Consider the following 16,832-nt stretch of genomic DNA (forward strand, 5'->3'; position numbering starts at 1 on the left):
TGCATGAAATATGCATGTTATCGTCAGGTTTGGGAAACCCGATGTGCATCATTCGCTTTTGCTCTGGCGAAGCCTGACAAAGGATGCATATTAGGCCGAAATCGCGCCTCGGGGGTGCGGATTGCTTATGGCAACTCGGGGAAACATGAAGATTTTCAATTACAAGCGCGTACCCTATGCGGAAATGCGCGCATTTTCCGTCCATATTTTGACGGCCTCCGGTTCCTTCCTTGCTTTCCTCGGCGTCGTCGCCGCCGCCGAGCATCGTTTTGTTGACATGTTCTGGTGGCTGGGGCTCGCACTTCTGGTCGATGGTATCGATGGACCGATCGCGCGCAAGGTCAAGGTCAAGGAAGTCCTGCCGAACTGGTCGGGCGACACGCTCGACAACATCATCGATTACGTCACCTACGTCCTGCTGCCTGCCTTTGCGCTCTATCAGAGCGGCATGATCGGCGAGCCGTGGTCCTTCGTCGCCGCCGGCATGATCGTCGTGTCGAGCGCCATCTATTACGCCGACATGGGCATGAAGACCGAAGAGTATTTCTTCTCAGGCTTCCCCGTTGTCTGGAACATGATCGTCTTTACGCTGTTCGTCATGGATGCCAGCGCCACGACGGCGCTTGTCGTCGTCACAGTCTCGGTGATCCTGACCTTCCTGCCGATCAACTTCCTGCATCCGGTGCGCGTCCAGCGGCTGCGTCCGCTCAATCTCGGCATCTTCTTCCTGTGGTCGGCGCTCGGCATCTATGCGCTGCTGATGCATTTCGTCATGCCGCAATGGGCGCTCGTTCTTTTCGTTCTGAGCGGTATCTATCTCTATTGCATCGGCGCCGTCCTGCAGTTCCTGCCGGCGCTGGGACGCCGCGCTTAGGAGAATTAGGCATAGGAGAGCTGGAATGACGAAGACACAGGCGGTCGTGCTGAATGGGACCGGCGGTCCCGAAGTTCTCGATTATGTCGATATTGACCTGCCGCCGCCCGGCGCCGGCGAAGTTCAGATAAGGCACGCGGCGATCGGCCTGAATTTCATCGACGTCTATTTCCGCACCGGCCTCTACAAGGCGCCGCATATGCCCTTCGTTCCGGGCAAGGAAGCTGCCGGCACGGTGACGGCGGTCGGTCCCGGCGTTTCGGATTTCAAGGTCGGCGACCGCGTCGCCTATGCCGGCTCCGACGGCGCCTACAGCATGGAGCGCAACATCGAGACCAGGCATCTGGTCAAAGTGCCCGATGGCATAGGGCTCGATACTGCCGCGGCGATGATGCTGAAGGGCATGACGGCACAGTATCTGCTGAACCGCACTTTCAAGGTCGGCCCTGACACGACGCTGCTCTTCCATGCCGCCGCCGGCGGTGTCGGCCTGATCGCCGGCCAGTGGGCCAAGGCGCTCGGCGCGACCGTCATCGGCACGGTCGGCTCGGACGCCAAGGCCGAGCTGGCGCGCGACCATGGCTACGACCATGTCATCAACTACAACACCGAGGATTTCGTCGCTCGCGTGTCGGAGATCACAGGCGGCAAGGGCGTGGACGTGGTCTACGATTCCATCGGTCGCGATACCTTCCCGCAATCGCTCGATTGCCTGAAGCGCTTGGGGATGTTCGTGTCCTTCGGCCAGTCATCAGGGCCGATCGAGGATTTCACCCTGGCGTTGCTGGCGCAGAAGGGTTCGCTCTTTGCGACCCGTCCGACGCTTTTCACCTATATCGCCACGCGCGATGAGCTAACTGATTGTGCAAACGCATTATTTGATGTTGTTTTGAGCAACAAAGTGCGTATCAATGTCAATCAGACCTATCCGTTGCGCGAGGTTGGGCGAGCCCACACGGAATTGGAAGCTAGAAAAACGACCGGAGCGACGCTGCTGATCCCAGAATGATCCTGAAGGGGCAGGTCGGCAGTGGGAAATGAGGGGAAAGTGTCGTCATCGACTGTGCCGGCATCAGGCGCGTTATTGTCCGTCCAGAAACTGACAAAGCTCTTCGGCAGCTTTGCTGCCTGCAACCACATAGACCTCGATATCGCTCCTGGCGAAATCCATGCACTGCTAGGCGAAAACGGCGCGGGAAAATCCACGCTGGTCAAGATGTTGTTCGGCGTCCTGGAACCGAGCGAGGGCGAGATCGTGTGGGAAGGTCGTCCGGTGGCTATCGGTTCGCCCGGGGCCGCGCGCAAGCTCGGCATCGGCATGGTGTTCCAGCATTTCTCGCTGTTCGAGGCGCTGACCGTTGCCGAAAACATCGCGCTCTCGCTCGATGACAGCATCCCGATCGGCAGGATCGCCGAGGAGGCGAGGGCGCTGTCGCAGGCCTATGGCCTGCCGCTCGACCCGCATGCGCATGTGGCCGATCTGTCCGTCGGTGAGCGCCAGCGCATCGAGATCGTCCGCGCGCTGTTGCAAAACCCGAAGCTGATCATCCTCGACGAGCCGACCTCGGTGCTGACGCCGCAGGAAGCCGACAAGCTGTTCGAGACGCTGTTCAAGCTGAAGGCCGAGGGCCGCTCGGTGCTTTACATCAGCCACCGGCTGGAAGAGGTGCAGCGCATCTGCGACCGCGCCACCGTGCTGCGCCACGGCAAGGTCACCGGCGCCTGCGTGCCGGCCGATGAAACGCCGGCCTCGCTTGCGCGCATGATGGTCGGAAACGACGTGGCATCCGTCACGCACCCCGATCGCGGCGCCAAGGGTCCGGCCCAGCTTGCCGTCTCCGGCCTCTCGGTCGCTCCGCGCACGCCATTCGCCATGCCGCTGAAGGACGTGTCGATGACCGTCTGTTCCGGCCAGATCCTGGCGATCGCAGGCGTTGCCGGAAACGGGCAGGGCGAGTTGTTCGATGCGCTGTCGGGCGAATATCCTGTTTCGACGCCCGAGGCGGTCGTCATCCGCAACAAGCCTGTCGGAAACCAAGGAATCACCGCCCGCCGCCTGCTCGGCGCCGGCTTCGTGCCCGAGGAGCGCCACGGCCACGCCGCCGTATCGGCGATGAAGCTCTCCGACAACCTCGTGCTCGCCCGCAGCAAATCCGACCGCAAGGCGTTTCTGTCGGGCGGTTTCCTCAAGATCATCCGCCGTAGCGCCGTCAAGAACGCCACGAAGCGCATTTCCGAGGAAATGGATGTTCGCAAGAGCGGCGAGGATCCCGCAGCCGGGTCGCTCTCGGGCGGCAACCTGCAGAAATTCATCGTCGGCCGCGAGCTCGACCGCCAGCCGGCCGTCCTCGTCGTCAACCAGCCGACCTGGGGCGTGGACGCGGGCGCCGCAAGCCGCATCCGCCAGGCCCTCGTCGATCTCGCCCGTAACGGTTCTGCCGTCGTCGTCATCAGCCAGGATCTGGACGAGATCTTCGAGGTCGCCACCGAAATCGCCGTCATCTCCGAGGGACGTCTGTCGTCGCCATTCCCTGCGGGCGAGCTGACGCGCGAAAAGATCGGCCTGCTGATGGGCGGCCTGCATGAAAGCAAGACCGCGCCGGAGACCACGCATGCGCATTGAACTCGAAAAGCGCCCGCAGGCGTCGAAGCTCTACGGTCTCGTCTCGCCGCTCCTGGCGCTCATTCTGACGCTGGTTGCCGGCGCGATCATGTTCGAGATCCTGGGCAAGGATCCGATCGAGGCGCTCGACGCCTTCTTCCTGGAGCCGCTGCTCGAAGTCTGGTCGCTGCACGAGCTGGCAATCAAGGCTGCACCTTTGATCATGATCGCCGTCGGCCTGGCCGTCTGTTATCGCTCGAATAACTGGAACATCGGCGCCGAGGGCCAGTTCACCATGGGCGCGATCACCGGTTCGATCCTGCCGATCCTGTTCACCGAATGGCATTCGCCCCTCGTGCTGCCGCTGATGCTGATCATGGGCGCGCTCGGCGGAGCGCTGTTTGCCGGCATCCCGGCGCTGCTCAAGGCGCATTTCAACACCAATGAAATCCTGACCAGCCTGATGCTGGTCTATATCGCGCAGCTCTTTCTCGACTGGCTGATCCGCGGCGCCTGGCGCAATCCTGCCGGCTTCAACTTCCCAGAAAGCGTCTCCTTTCCGCCCGAAGCGGTGCTGCCGGCGATCTGGGAAGAATCCGGCCGTGCTCATTGGGCCTTCATCTTCGCGATCATTGCCGCGATCCTCGTTTGGTTCATGCTGAAATACACGCTGAAGGGCTTCGAAATCGTCGTGCTCGGTCAGTCTGAACGGGCAGGGCGCTTTGCCGGTTTCTCGTCGAAGAAGATGATCTGGTTCAGCTTCCTGTTCTCGGGCGCCCTGGCCGGTCTCGCCGGAATCTCGGAAGTCTCGGGTTCGATCGGCCACCTACAGCCGGCGATCTCGCCGGGCTACGGCTTCACGGCCATCATCGTCGCCTTCCTCGGACGCCTCAACCCGCTCGGCATCATCGCCTCCGGCCTGGTGCTGGCGCTGACCTATCTCGGCGGCGAGGCGGCGCAGCTGTCGATCGGTGTCTCCGACAAGGTCACTCGCGTTTTCCAGGGGCTGCTGCTGTTCTTCGTCCTGTCCTGCGACACGCTGATCGCCTACAAGATCCGCATCGTCTGGTCGCGTGTCCGGGGAGGCGTCGCATGAGTATTTTCGAAGCCATCCTGCTGACAGTCATCACCGCTTCGACACCGCTCGTCATCGCCGCACTCGGCGAATTGGTGACCGAACGCTCCGGCGTGCTGAACCTCGGCGTCGAGGGAATGATGATCATGGGCGCCGTCGCGGCCTTCGCCGGGGCTCAGATGTCGGGTTCGCCCTATATCGGGCTTCTCGCCGGCATCGCCATGGGCGCTCTCTTCTCGCTGCTTTTCGCCTTCCTGACGCTGACGCTCGTTGCCAATCAGGTCGCGACAGGTCTCGCGCTCACCATCCTCGGCCTCGGCCTGTCAGGCATGCTTGGCGAGGGCTATGTCAGTGTTCCGGGCGTGCGGCTCGCGCCGATCGTCGTGCCCTACCTCTCCGACCTTCCCTTCGTCGGCTCGGTGCTCTTCAAGCAGGACCTGACCTTTTATTTGTCGCTGGCGCTACTCTTCGGCGTCAGCTGGTTCCTGTTCCGCAGCCGCGCCGGCCTCAAGCTGCGCGCCATCGGCGACAGCCATGGTTCGGCGCATGCGCTTGGCATCAGCGTCATCCGCACCCGCTATCTCGCGGTAATGTTTGGTGGCGCCTGCGCCGGGCTTGCCGGTGCGCAGCTTTCGCTCGTCTATACGCCGCAATGGGTGGAGAACATGTCATCAGGCCGTGGCTGGATCACGCTGGCGCTGGTGGTCTTCGCATCGTGGCGTCCGTGGCGGGTCTTCGCCGGCGGTTATCTCTTCGGCGCCGTCACGATCCTGCAGCTGCATGCCCAGGCCTTCGGTATCGGTATTCCGGCGCAGTTCCTGTCGATGCTGCCTTATGCGGCCACTATTGTGGTTCTCGTCATCATTTCTCATAATCGGCGCACGACGCTGATCAACACGCCGGCGTCCCTGGGAAAACCATTCGTCCCGGAACGATAGAACAAGAATAAACGAACTCAGAAATTCCAAACCACAGGGGTTACCATGAAAAGACTAGCATTCGCATTTGCCGCTTCGGCAGCTGCCATTCTGAGCGTCGGCTCGTCCGCACAGGCTGCCGACAAGACCAAGGTCTGCTTCGTCTACGTCGGCTCCCACACCGACGGCGGCTACTCGCAGGCGCACGACCTCGGCCGCCAGCAGATCCAGAAGGAATTCGGCGACAAGATCGACACGCCTTATCTTGAGAACGTTCCTGAAGGCCCGGATGCAGAGCGCGCCATCGAGCGTCTCGCCCGCTCCGGCTGCAAGCTGATCTTCACGACCTCGTTCGGCTTCATGGACGCCACCGTCAAGGTTGCCGCCAAGTTCCCGGATGTGAAGTTCGAGCACGGCACGGGCTACAAGTCCGGCCCGAACCTTGCGACCTACAACTCGCGCTTCTACGAAGGCCGCTACATCCTCGGCCAGATTGCTGCCAAGACCTCGAAGAACCACGGCGCTGCCTACATCGCCTCCTTCCCGATCCCTGAAGTCGTCATGGGCATCAACGCCTTCGAGCAGGGCGCGAAGTCGATCGATCCTGATTTCAAGCTCAAGGTCATCTGGGTCAACACCTGGTTCGACCCGGGCAAGGAAGCCGACGCCGCCAAGGCCATGGTCGACCAGGGCGTCGACGTGCTCACGCAGCACACCGACACGACGGCTCCGATGCAGGTTGCCGAAGAACGCGGCATCCACGCGTTCGGCCAGGCTTCCGACATGATCGCTGCCGGCCCGAAGGCACAGTTGACAGCGATCGTCGACACCTGGGGCAACTACTACTCCAAGCGCGTTCACGCGCTGCTCGACGGCACCTGGAAGTCCGAGCAGAGCTGGGACGGCCTGAAGGATAACATCCTCAAGATGGCCGACTACACCAACATGCCTGACGACGTGAAGAAGATGGCGCAGGACACCGAAGCTAAGATCAAGTCCGGCGAGATTCACCCCTTCACCGGCCCGATCAACAAGCAGGACGGTACCCCGTGGCTGAAGGCCGGCGAGAAGGCTGATGATGCCACGCTGCTCGGCATGAACTTCTACGTCGAAGGCGTAGACGACAAGCTGCCGAAGTGAGCATTTCTCACTGTTAGCACATGCGAAAGGGCGCTCGTTTCGGGCGCCCTTTTTTGCTGCATTGCATACCAGAAAGTGCATTTACAAAAGTAATACTATATGATTTTCCTAGTGCGTGCCGCGGGAGGCGGCTTTTGGAGGAAATCATGAAATTCAAGACAGCACTCATGAGTGCCACGGTTTTTGCTGCCTGCATGTTCGGCTCGGCACAGGCCGCCGAACTGGTTGTCGGCTTCTCGCAGATCGGCTCGGAATCGGGCTGGCGCGCTGCTGAGACGACCGTCACCAAGGAAGAGGCCAAGAAGCGCGGCATCGACCTGAAGTTCGCCGACGCCCAGCAGAAGCAGGAAAACCAGATCAAGGCAATCCGCTCCTTCATCGCCCAGGGCGTCAACGCCATCCTGCTCGCTCCGGTTGTCGAAACCGGTTGGGACGCGGTTCTGAAGGAAGCCAAGGAAGCCGATATCCCGGTCATCCTGCTCGACCGCACGATCAAGGCGCCTGAGGATCTCTACCTGACGGCCGTGACCTCCGACCAGGTGCACGAAGGCAAGGTTGCCGGTGACTGGCTCGTGAAGACCGTTGCCGACAAGAAGTGCAACATCGTCGAGCTTCAGGGCACCACCGGCTCTTCGCCTGCCATCGCACGCAAGAAGGGCTTCGAGGAAGCCATCGCTGGCAAGTCCAACTTCAAGATCGTTCGCAGCCAGACCGGCGACTTTACCCGCACCAAGGGTAAGGAAGTCATGGAAAGCTTCCTGAAGGCCGAGAACGGCGGCAAGGACATCTGCGCCCTCTACGCCCATAACGACGACATGGCTGTCGGCGGTATCCAGGCGATCAAGGAAGCCGGCCTGAAGCCGGGCAAGGACATCCTCGTTGTCTCGATCGACTCCGTTCCTGATATCTTCAAGGCAATGGAAGCCGGCGAAGCCAACGCGACCGTCGAGCTGACACCGAACATGGCAGGCCCGGCGTTCGATGCACTCGACGCCTACCTCAAGGACAAGAAGGCTCCGGCCAAGTGGATCCAGACCGAATCGAAGCTCTACACCCAGGCTGACGATCCGAAGAAGGTCTACGAGTCCAAGAAGGGCCTCGGCTACTGATCTGACACATGAACCGCACCGGTCCATCATGGACCGGTGCGGAACTGCCGCGAACGCTGCCAGACATCATGTCGGGTTGCTATCAGGCCATGTCGGTCAATATCAGGAAAAGCCCACTTGATGATTCACAATTTCGAGAACGTCCTTGCCGCATCAGGCATATCGAAATTCTTCCCCGGAGCCGTCGCTCTCGACAAGGTCGATTTCACCCTTCGCAAGGGCGAAGTGCACGCGCTGCTGGGTGAAAACGGCGCCGGAAAATCGACGCTGATCAAGTGCATCACCGGTGCTTATCGCCGCGACGAAGGCAGCCTCACGCTTGATGGCGCCGAGATCGATCCGGCCGATACCCTTGCTGCGCAGCGGCTTGGCATCGGAACGGTGTATCAGGAGGTCAATCTCCTTTCCAATTTGAGCGTAGCCGAAAACCTGTTTCTCGGACGCCAGCCGAAGCGCTTCGGCATGATCGACGTTTCCGCCATGAACCGCCAGGCGCGCGAGTTGCTGCGACAATATGGCATGGAGATAGACGTCACCGCGCAGCTCGATCGCTTCTCCGTGGCTGTCCAGCAGGTCGTGGCCATCGCCCGCGCCGTCGATCTCTCCGGCAAGGTACTGATCCTCGACGAACCGACGGCAAGTCTCGACGCGCAGGAAGTGGCGATGCTCTTCGGCATCTTGCGCGACCTGAAGAAGCGCGGCCTGGGCATCGTTTTCATCACCCACTTCCTAGAGCAGGTCTACGACATCAGCGACCGCATCACGGTGCTGCGCAACGGCAAGCTGGTCGGCACCCGCGAGAAGGCCGAACTGCCGCGCCAGGGCCTGATCTCGATGATGCTCGGCCACGAGCTGGCGCATGCCGAAGCCGCCGTGAAGGAACGCAGCGTCGCCGCCGGTCCCGTCAAATACAGCTTCGAGGGATACGGCAAGCGCGGCAAGGTGAAGCCCTTCGACTTGAACGTTCGTGTCGGCGAGGTCGTCGGCGTCGCCGGTCTGCTTGGCTCGGGACGCACGGAAACGGCCGAACTTCTCTTCGGCATCGAGAATGCCGATAGCGGCACCGCCAAGGTCGATGGCAAGCCGGTGGCGCTGTCCAACCCGCGCGCGGCGATCCGCGCCGGTTTCGGCTTCTGCCCCGAGGATCGCAAGACCGATGGCATCATCGGCGATCTCTCGATCCGCGAGAACATCGCGCTGGCGCTGCAGGCACGCCGGGGATGGGCGCGGCCGCTGTCGCGCGGCGAGCAGAACACGCTTGCCGATCAGTACATCAAGGCGCTCGATATCCGCACCACCGATCGCGAAAAGCCGATCCGGCTGCTGTCAGGCGGCAACCAGCAGAAGGCGATCCTCGCCCGCTGGCTCGCCACCAATCCCGACTTCCTGATCCTCGACGAGCCGACCCGCGGCATCGATGTCGGCGCCCATGCTGAGATCATAAAGCTGATCGAGGAGCTCTGCGAACGGGGTATGTCGCTGATCGTTATTTCGTCGGAATTAGAAGAGCTTATCGCCTATAGTTCACGTATTTTGGTATTGCGGGACCGCGAGCACGTGGCGGAGTTGACGGGTGAGAACGTCAGCACGTCGCGCATCGTCCAGGCAATTGCCGCCGTGCAGAAAAAGACGGAGGACGCATGACGTCGTCACAGAAGGCGCTGCTCATCCGCCTGGCACCGCAATTGATCGCGCTAGCTGTCATATTGCTGTTGAACTTCATAATGTTCCCACAGTTTTTTAATGTCACAATTCAAAACGGCCGGCTCTATGGCAGCTTGATCGACGTCTTGAACCGCGGCGCTCCCGTAGCCCTGCTGGCGATCGGCATGACGCTCGTTATCGCCACCAAGGGCATCGACCTCTCCGTCGGCGCGGTCATCGCCATCTGCGGCGCCGTCGCCGCGTCGTCGATCGTCTCGGGCAACTCGCTCGCCTGGACGCTGGTTCTGACGCTTCTGATCGGTCTCGCTTGCGGTGTCTGGAACGGCTTCCTAGTGGCGATCCTCAACATCCAGCCGATCATTGCCACGCTGGTGCTGATGGTTGCCGGTCGCGGCATCGCGCAGCTGATCACCGAGGGCGTGATCATGACCTTCAACGATGACGGTCTGATCTTTTTCGGCAGCGGCTCCTTCGCCTTCATGCCGATGCCCGTCGTCATCTGGCTGGTCGTTGGCGTTCTCGTCACGCTGCTTGTCCGCCGCACCGCGCTCGGCATGCTCGTCGAGGCAACCGGCATCAACCGCCGCGCAAGCACTTTGTCGGGCGTCCGCACGCCGGTGCTCCTGATGGCTGTCTACATGCTGAGCGGGCTGTGCGCGGCGATCGCCGGCATCATCGTCGCCGCCGACATCAAGGGCGCCGACGCCAACAATGCCGGGCTCTGGCTCGAGCTCGACGCGATCCTCGCGGTGGTCGTCGGTGGCAACTCGTTGCTCGGCGGCCGCTTCAGCATCGTCGGCTCGCTCATCGGCGCAATGATCATCCAGGCGGTCAATACCGGCATCCTGCTCTCGGGCTTCCCGCCGGAGTTCAACCTGATCATCAAGGCGGTGATCGTTCTGGTCATCCTGGTGATCCAGTCGCCGGCCGTCCAATCGGCAGCTGTCTTTGTGGGGCGTCGCTCCAGCCCGAGAGGGGAACTGCAGAAATGAATTCGAAATACCTGCCGCTTCTCGCGACAATCGTGATCTTCATCCTCTCCTACGCCGTCTGCGCCATGCAGTATCCGAGCATGCTGTCGACGCGCGTGGTCGGCAACCTCTTGACCGACAACGCCTTCCTCGGCATCGCCGCCGTCGGCATGACCTTCGTGATCATCTCGGGTGGCATCGACCTGTCGATCGGCTCGGTCATTGCCTTCACCGGCGTGTTCCTCGCCGTCATCCTGCAGAACACCAGCATCCACCCGCTGGTCGCCTTCGCGCTGGTGCTCGTCATCACCACTGCCTTCGGCGCGGCGATGGGTGCCGTGATCCATTATCTGCAGATGCCGGCCTTCATCGTCACGCTGGCCGGCATGTTCCTGGCGCGCGGCATGGCCTTCGTGCTCTCCATCGACAGCATCCCGATCGGCCACGATTATTACAACACGCTGTCAGGCCTCTATTACAAGCTGCCGGGCGGTGGCCGACTCACTTTGATCGGCGCGGTGATGCTCCTGGTCTTCGCCGTTGGCATCTTCATCGCGCACCGTACCCGCTTCGGCACCAACGTTTACGCGCTGGGCGGCGGGGCGCACACGGCGCAGTTGATGGGTGTGCCGGTTGGTCGCACCACAATTCAGATTTATGCGCTTTCCGGCTTCCTTGCCGGCCTGTCCGGAATCGTTTTTTCCCTCTATACGTCCGCCGGCTACTCGTTGGCGGCTGTCGGTGTCGAACTCGATGCCATCGCGGCGGTTGTCATTGGGGGCACTTTGCTGACGGGTGGAGCGGGATTTGTAGCAGGGACCTTTATCGGGCTCCTGATACAGGGGTTGATTCAGACCTACATCACCTTCGATGGAACACTCTCCAGTTGGTGGACGAAGATACTGATCGGCCTGCTGCTTTTTGCATTCATCCTGATGCAGAAAGCCATCCTGTTCCTCTCGAGTTTGAACAAGAGGTATGCCTGACGGGGGCCGTGGCTTGCGCAATCGAATTCTGGACACCGGGAAGACACAACGGCGATCTCGCACCAGCCACGCACAGGTGGTGGACGAACTCGGCCGCGCCATCGTCGCCGGCAACTATCCTGTCGGGAGCATCCTTCCTGGCGACATTGAGCTCGCACAGCGCTTCAAGGTGTCCCGCACGGTTCTTCGCGAAACGATGAAGACGCTGGCCGCCAAGGGCATGATCGTCGCCAAGGCGCGCGTCGGCACCCGGGTCACCGAAAAGAGCCAGTGGAACATGTTCGACAGCGAAGTGATCGCCTGGCACTTCGATGACGACGTGACCGAGGAATTCCTGCTGCAACTCTACGATATCCGGCTGGCCGTCGAACCTTTCGCGGCTGGCCTTGCGGCCGAGCGGGCAACGCCTGAAGAGATCGCGCTTTTGACCGATCTTGCCAAGGAGATGGCGGCGCCCGATCATACGACCGAGAGTCTCGCTATGGCCGATCTCGAGTTCCACCTTGCCGTCGCCGATGCCGCGCACAATCCTTTCATGCATACGCTCGGCAGCCTCATCGAGGCGGCACTCGTCGGCATGTTCCGTATCAGCACGCCGCCGTCGCAGAACGGCTTCTCGAATATCGCAGAGACACACATGCGCATCGTCAAGGCGATCGCGGCAGGCGACGTGCCGGCCGCTCGTTCAGCGATGGAGGCGGTTATCGTCGAAGGCCGCGATCATGTGCATGACGCCTATGCCGGTATGACCAGGGTACGGGCCTAATCCATTTTGATCTTTGTTCCTTGTTCGTCTTGCTGCTATGAGGCGGCAACGCGCCTGTAACGGATTCTTGGGAGCAGACCATGGAACGCACTTGTCTTGCCGTCATTCTCGCCGCGGGTGACAGCACGCGAATGAAATCGTCGAAGTCGAAGGTTCTCCACCCGGTGGCCAACCGCCCGATGATCGCCCATGTCGTCGAAGCCGTGGCCAAGACCGATATCGGCGCCGTGGCACTCGTGGTCGGCCGTGATGCCGACGAGGTTGCCAAGGCCGCTGCGGTCGGCGGTGTCGAGATCGAGGCCTATCTCCAGAAGGAACGCCTCGGCACGGGCCATGCGGTGCTTGCGGCGCGTGAAGCCATTGCGCGCGGTTATGACGATGTGATCGTCACCTATGGCGACGTTCCCCTGCAGACGGAAGCGCCGCTCAAGGCCGCACGCCAGGCGCTTGCTGATGGCAGCGATATCGTCGTCATCGGTTTCCACACCGACAAGCCGACCGGCTACGGCCGTCTGCTCGTCAAGGACGGCGAGCTGATCGCCATTCGCGAAGAGAAGGATGCGACCGACGCAGAGCGCGCCGTAACCTGGTGCAACAGCGGCCTTATGGCGATCAACGGCCGCAAGGCGCTGGAGCTTCTGGCGCTGATCGGCAACAACAATGCCAAGGGCGAGTATTATCTGACCGATCTCGTCGAGATCGCCCGCTCGCAGGGCGGTCGCGTCACCGCGGTCGATGCCCCCGAGGTCGAGATGACCGGCGCCAACAACCGCGCCGAACTCGCCGTCATCGAGCGGCTGTGGCAGGAGCGTCGTCGCCACGAACTGATGATCTCGGGCGTCACCATGATTGCTCCCGAAACGGTCCTCCTGTCCTACGACACGGTCATCGGCCAGGATGCATTGATCGAGCCGAACGTCGTCTTCGGCCCCGGCGTGGTGATCGATGGCGGCGCCATCATCCATGCCTTCTCGCATATCGAGGGCGCGCATGTCAGCACCGGTGCCACGGTCGGCCCGTTCGCGCGCCTGCGGCCGGGCGCTGATCTCGCCGAGGGATCGAAGGTCGGCAATTTCTGCGAGGTGAAGAACGGCAAGGTGGGTGAGGGTGCCAAGGTCAACCATCTGACCTATATCGGCGACGCCCGCATCGGCGCCGGCGCCAATATCGGCGCGGGCACGATCACCTGTAACTATGATGGCGTCAACAAGAGCGAAACGATCATCGGCGCAAACGCCTTCGTTGGATCGAACTCCTCGCTGGTGGCGCCCATAAGCATCGGCGACAACGCCTATATCGCGTCGGGCAGCGTCATCACCAATGACGTGCCGGCGGATGCGCTTGCCTTCGGACGCGCGCGCCAGGAGATCAAGCCTGGGCGCGCCACCATCCTGCGCGAACTGGCACTTGCGAAGAAGGCCGCCAAGAAGGCGAAAGGCTGATTGTCTTCGTAACGCGCGGTCACCGAAAGTGACCGGCGGGCCGATTGAGTAAAAAGCGAAAATTGTTACGACTGCCTGCAATTGATTGCTGGCTCTGGGGATTTCTTTATGTGTGGTATTGTTGGTATCGTTGGTAACAGCCCCGTGGCGGTGCGTCTGGTCGATGCGCTGAAGCGGCTTGAATATCGCGGTTATGATTCCGCCGGCGTCGCCACCATCCACGATGGCGCCATGGACCGTCGTCGCGCCGAGGGCAAACTCTTCAATCTCGAAAAGCGCCTCGATAGCGAGCCGTTGCCCGGCACGACCGGTATCGCGCACACCCGCTGGGCGACGCATGGCGTTCCGAACGAAACCAATGCTCACCCGCATTTCGTCAAGGGCGTCGCCGTCGTTCACAACGGCATCATCGAAAACTTCTCCGAGCTGCGCGACGAACTGACCGCCGAAGGCGCCGTGTTCGAAACGCAGACAGACACCGAAGTCGTCGCGCATCTTGTCGCCAAGTATCTCGGCGAAGGCCTCGAGCCGCGCGCAGCGATGATGACGATGCTGAACCGCGTCACCGGTGCCTATGCGCTGGCCGTCATGCTGCAGAAGGATCCCGACACGATAATGGCGGCGCGCTCCGGTCCGCCGCTCGCCGTCGGTTACGGCAAGGGCGAGATGTTCCTGGGCTCCGACGCCATCGCGCTGTCGCCCTTTACCAGCGAGATCACCTATCTCGTCGACGGCGACTGGGCGGTCCTGACCAAGGACGGCGCGACCATCCTCGATTTCGACGGCAACGAAGTCTCGCGCCCGCGCCAGATCTCGCAGACGACGGCCTATGTCGTCGACAAGGGCAATCACCGCCACTTCATGGAAAAGGAAATCTACGAGCAGCCAGAGGTCATCTCCCACGCGCTCAGCCAGTATGTGGATTTCGCCAGCAACACGATCAGCGCCAACGCGGCGGCGATCGATTTCAAGTCGGTGACCGGTCTCGCCATCTCCGCCTGCGGCACCGCCTATCTCGCAGGTCTGGTCGGCAAATACTGGTTCGAGCGCTATGCGCGCCTGCCTGTCGAGATCGACGTCGCCTCCGAGTTCCGCTACCGCGAAATGCCGCTGTCGCCGACGCAGGCGGCACTCTTCATCTCGCAATCAGGCGAAACCGCCGATACGCTGGCCTCGCTGCGCTACTGCAAGGACAATGGCCTGAAGATCGGCGCCGTCGTCAATGTCAAGGAATCGACGATCGCCCGCGAATCGGATGCGATCTTCCCGATCATGGCCGGCCCCGAAATCGGCGTCGCCTCCACCAAGGCCTTCACCTGCCAACTCGCCGTCCTGGCATCGCTGGCGCTCGGCGCCGGCAAGGCGAGGGGAACCATCGGCCCGGATCAGGAAAAGGAGTTGGTTCGCCATCTCGCCGAGATGCCGCGCATCATGAGCCGCGTGCTCAACGCCATTCAGCCGCAGATGGAAACCTTGTCGCGTGAACTGTCGAAGTGCAAGGACGTGCTCTATCTCGGTCGTGGCACGAGCTATCCGCTTGCCATGGAAGGCGCGCTGAAGCTCAAGGAAATCTCGTATATCCACGCCGAAGGCTACGCGGCCGGCGAATTGAAGCACGGCCCGATCGCGCTGATCGACGAGAACATGCCCGTCATCGTCATCGCGCCTTACGACCGCTTCTTCGAAAAGACCGTCTCGAACATGCAGGAAGTGGCAGCCCGTGGCGGCCGCATCATCTTCATCACCGATGAAGCGGGTGCCGCGCATTCCAAGCTGCCGACCATGGCGACGATCGTTCTTCCCAACGTCGATGAAATCATCGCACCGATGATTTTCTCGCTGCCAATCCAGCTTCTGGCCTATCACACGGCGGTCTTCATGGGCACCGATGTGGATCAGCCGCGCAATCTCGCCAAGTCGGTCACGGTCGAGTGAGGCCGTCCGACCGAGGCTTGTGCGGGGCGGCGAATTCTGGCAGTTTTTGGCACGGAAAGCACGGGGGCACTGATTTCCGATCGCAGCTAAACTCAACGGAGTTCGTCGGCATACGATGACGGAAAAACTGCCCCGATTGTCGGTCGCGACGCGCATCAGAAACAACTTTCTGGCGGGCATCATCATCTGCGCGCCGATCGCCATCACGCTGTGGCTGACATGGTCGGTGGTGCGCTGGGCCGATAGCTGGGTGAAGCCCTATCTTCCGGCGCGCTACGACCCCGACAACTATCTGAATTTCGCCGTTCCGGGCTCCGGCCTGCTGATCGGCCTGATCATCATCACCATTATCGGCTTTCTCGGCAAGAACCTGATCGGCCAGCAGATCGTGATGTTCAGCGAGTCTCTCGTGCGCCGCGTGCCGCTGGTTCGCGTCATCTACAAGAGCGTCAAGCAGATCTTCGAGACGGTGCTCAAGGAGCGCAGCAACTCCTTCAAGAAGGTTGGGCTGATCGAGTACCCGAGCCAGGGCCTCTGGGCGATGGTCTTTATCGCGACCGATGCGAAGGGCGAGATCGCCTCGAAGTTCAACGCCATGGGCCACGACATGGTCAGCGTCTTCCTGCCGCCGACCCCGGTGCCGACCGCGGGCTTCCTGATCTTCGTGCCGCGCGAAAAGATCGTGCTGCTCGACATGTCACCGGAAGACGCCGCGAAGCTTCTGATCTCGGGTGGCCTCGTGACCCCGGAAGAACTGGCCTCGCAGATCGCCGCACCCGAACCTGAACGCAAGCCGCTGCCGGCGCCGGTCGAGATGTAATCCAGCCGGTTCAGCCGCCAGCCTTCTCCCACTTCTTCACCAACCGGTCGCGCTTCAGCTTCGACAGACGCTGCAGCCAGAAAATCCCGTCGAGCTGGTCGATCTCGTGCTGGATGCAGATGGCGAGAAAGCCTTCCGCGTCCTCCTCGTGGGTGTTTCCATCGACATCCTGATAGCGAAACCGGATTGCGTTCGGCCGGATCACCTCGTCGGTCGCCCCAGGCATCGAGACGCTGCCCTCCGTATTGCGGCTTGTCTCCTGTGATGCGTTGACGATCTCGGGATTGACGTAAACCCGCACCCCATCCTCACGGCTAAGCTCGATGACGGTTACGCGCTCGAACACGCCGATATGCGCCGCCGTGATGCCGACACCCGGGGCCGCGCGCATCGTGTCGAGGAGGTCGGCGACAAGCGTGCGCAATGTGTCGTCGAAGGCTGTCACCGGTTCGCAAGGCGTTTTGAGGCCGGGGTGAGGGAAGCGTAGAATGGGGCGGACGGTCACGAAAACCTCTCCTGATTTCAGATGC

Annotated in this window: 15 protein-coding genes; 14 read left to right on the forward strand and 1 reads right to left on the reverse strand. The window is 61.5% G+C overall.

The genetic code is table 11. The annotated features are described in order from the left end of the window. Positions 1 to 145 precede the first annotated feature (145 nt). The 14 genes from pcsA to ACVTFQ_RS07165 all read left to right on the forward strand — a co-directional run bounded on the left by pcsA (position 146) and on the right by ACVTFQ_RS07165 (position 16,302). Positions 146 to 874 (forward strand): phosphatidylcholine synthase, encoded by a 729-nt coding sequence (gene pcsA, locus ACVTFQ_RS07100; RefSeq protein ID WP_111561445.1) that lies wholly within the window; start codon positions 146 to 148, stop codon positions 872 to 874. A 25-nt stretch (positions 875 to 899) separates the two neighbouring features. Then, a complete protein-coding gene (locus ACVTFQ_RS07105; protein WP_112436297.1) occupies positions 900 to 1,883 on the forward strand; it encodes a quinone oxidoreductase family protein in 984 nt (327 codons plus the stop codon). 39 nt (positions 1,884 to 1,922) lie between these two features. Beyond that, positions 1,923 to 3,497, forward strand: coding sequence for an ABC transporter ATP-binding protein (locus ACVTFQ_RS07110; RefSeq protein WP_111561447.1), 1,575 nt, complete (start codon positions 1,923 to 1,925; stop codon positions 3,495 to 3,497). Continuing rightward, complete coding sequence (locus tag ACVTFQ_RS07115) at positions 3,487 to 4,572, forward strand: ABC transporter permease (RefSeq protein ID WP_047510346.1); 1,086 nt, start codon at positions 3,487 to 3,489, stop codon at positions 4,570 to 4,572. Before ACVTFQ_RS07110 ends, ACVTFQ_RS07115 begins: the two co-directional genes overlap by 11 nt. Then, on the forward strand, positions 4,569 to 5,489 hold the full coding sequence (locus tag ACVTFQ_RS07120; RefSeq protein ID WP_111561448.1) for an ABC transporter permease: 921 nt from the start codon (positions 4,569 to 4,571) through the stop codon (positions 5,487 to 5,489). Before ACVTFQ_RS07115 ends, ACVTFQ_RS07120 begins: the two co-directional genes overlap by 4 nt. Before the next feature lie 45 nt (positions 5,490 to 5,534). After that, positions 5,535 to 6,608, forward strand: coding sequence for a BMP family ABC transporter substrate-binding protein (locus ACVTFQ_RS07125; RefSeq protein ID WP_018899941.1), 1,074 nt, complete (start codon positions 5,535 to 5,537; stop codon positions 6,606 to 6,608). A 146-nt stretch (positions 6,609 to 6,754) separates the two neighbouring features. After that, a complete protein-coding gene (gene ytfQ / locus ACVTFQ_RS07130) occupies positions 6,755 to 7,717 on the forward strand; it encodes a galactofuranose ABC transporter, galactofuranose-binding protein YtfQ (RefSeq protein ID WP_018899940.1) in 963 nt (320 codons plus the stop codon). Between the two features lie 120 nt (positions 7,718 to 7,837). After that, positions 7,838 to 9,361, forward strand: coding sequence for a galactofuranose ABC transporter, ATP-binding protein YtfR (gene ytfR, locus ACVTFQ_RS07135; protein WP_111561449.1), 1,524 nt, complete (start codon positions 7,838 to 7,840; stop codon positions 9,359 to 9,361). Then, positions 9,358 to 10,374, forward strand: a complete 1,017-nt coding sequence (locus tag ACVTFQ_RS07140) for an ABC transporter permease (RefSeq protein WP_111561450.1) — start codon at positions 9,358 to 9,360, stop codon at positions 10,372 to 10,374. Before ytfR ends, ACVTFQ_RS07140 begins: the two co-directional genes overlap by 4 nt. Continuing rightward, positions 10,371 to 11,339 (forward strand): galactofuranose ABC transporter, permease protein YjfF, encoded by a 969-nt coding sequence (yjfF, locus tag ACVTFQ_RS07145; RefSeq protein ID WP_047510358.1) that lies wholly within the window; start codon positions 10,371 to 10,373, stop codon positions 11,337 to 11,339. The genes ACVTFQ_RS07140 and yjfF overlap by 4 nt, the downstream gene beginning before the upstream one ends. Next, complete coding sequence (locus ACVTFQ_RS07150) at positions 11,332 to 12,105, forward strand: FadR/GntR family transcriptional regulator (protein WP_409527908.1); 774 nt, start codon at positions 11,332 to 11,334, stop codon at positions 12,103 to 12,105. Before yjfF ends, ACVTFQ_RS07150 begins: the two co-directional genes overlap by 8 nt. A gap of 80 nt (positions 12,106 to 12,185) precedes the next feature. Further along, on the forward strand, positions 12,186 to 13,547 hold the full coding sequence (glmU, locus tag ACVTFQ_RS07155; RefSeq protein ID WP_111561451.1) for a bifunctional UDP-N-acetylglucosamine diphosphorylase/glucosamine-1-phosphate N-acetyltransferase GlmU: 1,362 nt from the start codon (positions 12,186 to 12,188) through the stop codon (positions 13,545 to 13,547). Positions 13,548 to 13,655: 108 nt separating this feature from the next. Beyond that, positions 13,656 to 15,482 (forward strand): glutamine--fructose-6-phosphate transaminase (isomerizing), encoded by a 1,827-nt coding sequence (gene glmS / locus ACVTFQ_RS07160; protein WP_111561452.1) that lies wholly within the window; start codon positions 13,656 to 13,658, stop codon positions 15,480 to 15,482. Positions 15,483 to 15,597: 115 nt separating this feature from the next. Further along, complete coding sequence (locus ACVTFQ_RS07165) at positions 15,598 to 16,302, forward strand: DUF502 domain-containing protein (RefSeq protein ID WP_111561453.1); 705 nt, start codon at positions 15,598 to 15,600, stop codon at positions 16,300 to 16,302. 10 nt (positions 16,303 to 16,312) lie between these two features. On the opposite strand, the gene ACVTFQ_RS07170 is transcribed toward ACVTFQ_RS07165, so the two are convergent. Beyond that, complete coding sequence (locus tag ACVTFQ_RS07170; RefSeq protein ID WP_111561454.1) at positions 16,313 to 16,807, reverse strand: peptide deformylase; 495 nt, start codon at positions 16,805 to 16,807, stop codon at positions 16,313 to 16,315. Positions 16,808 to 16,832 lie beyond the last annotated feature (25 nt).

This window comes from Rhizobium sp. O111, from assembly GCF_055616315.1.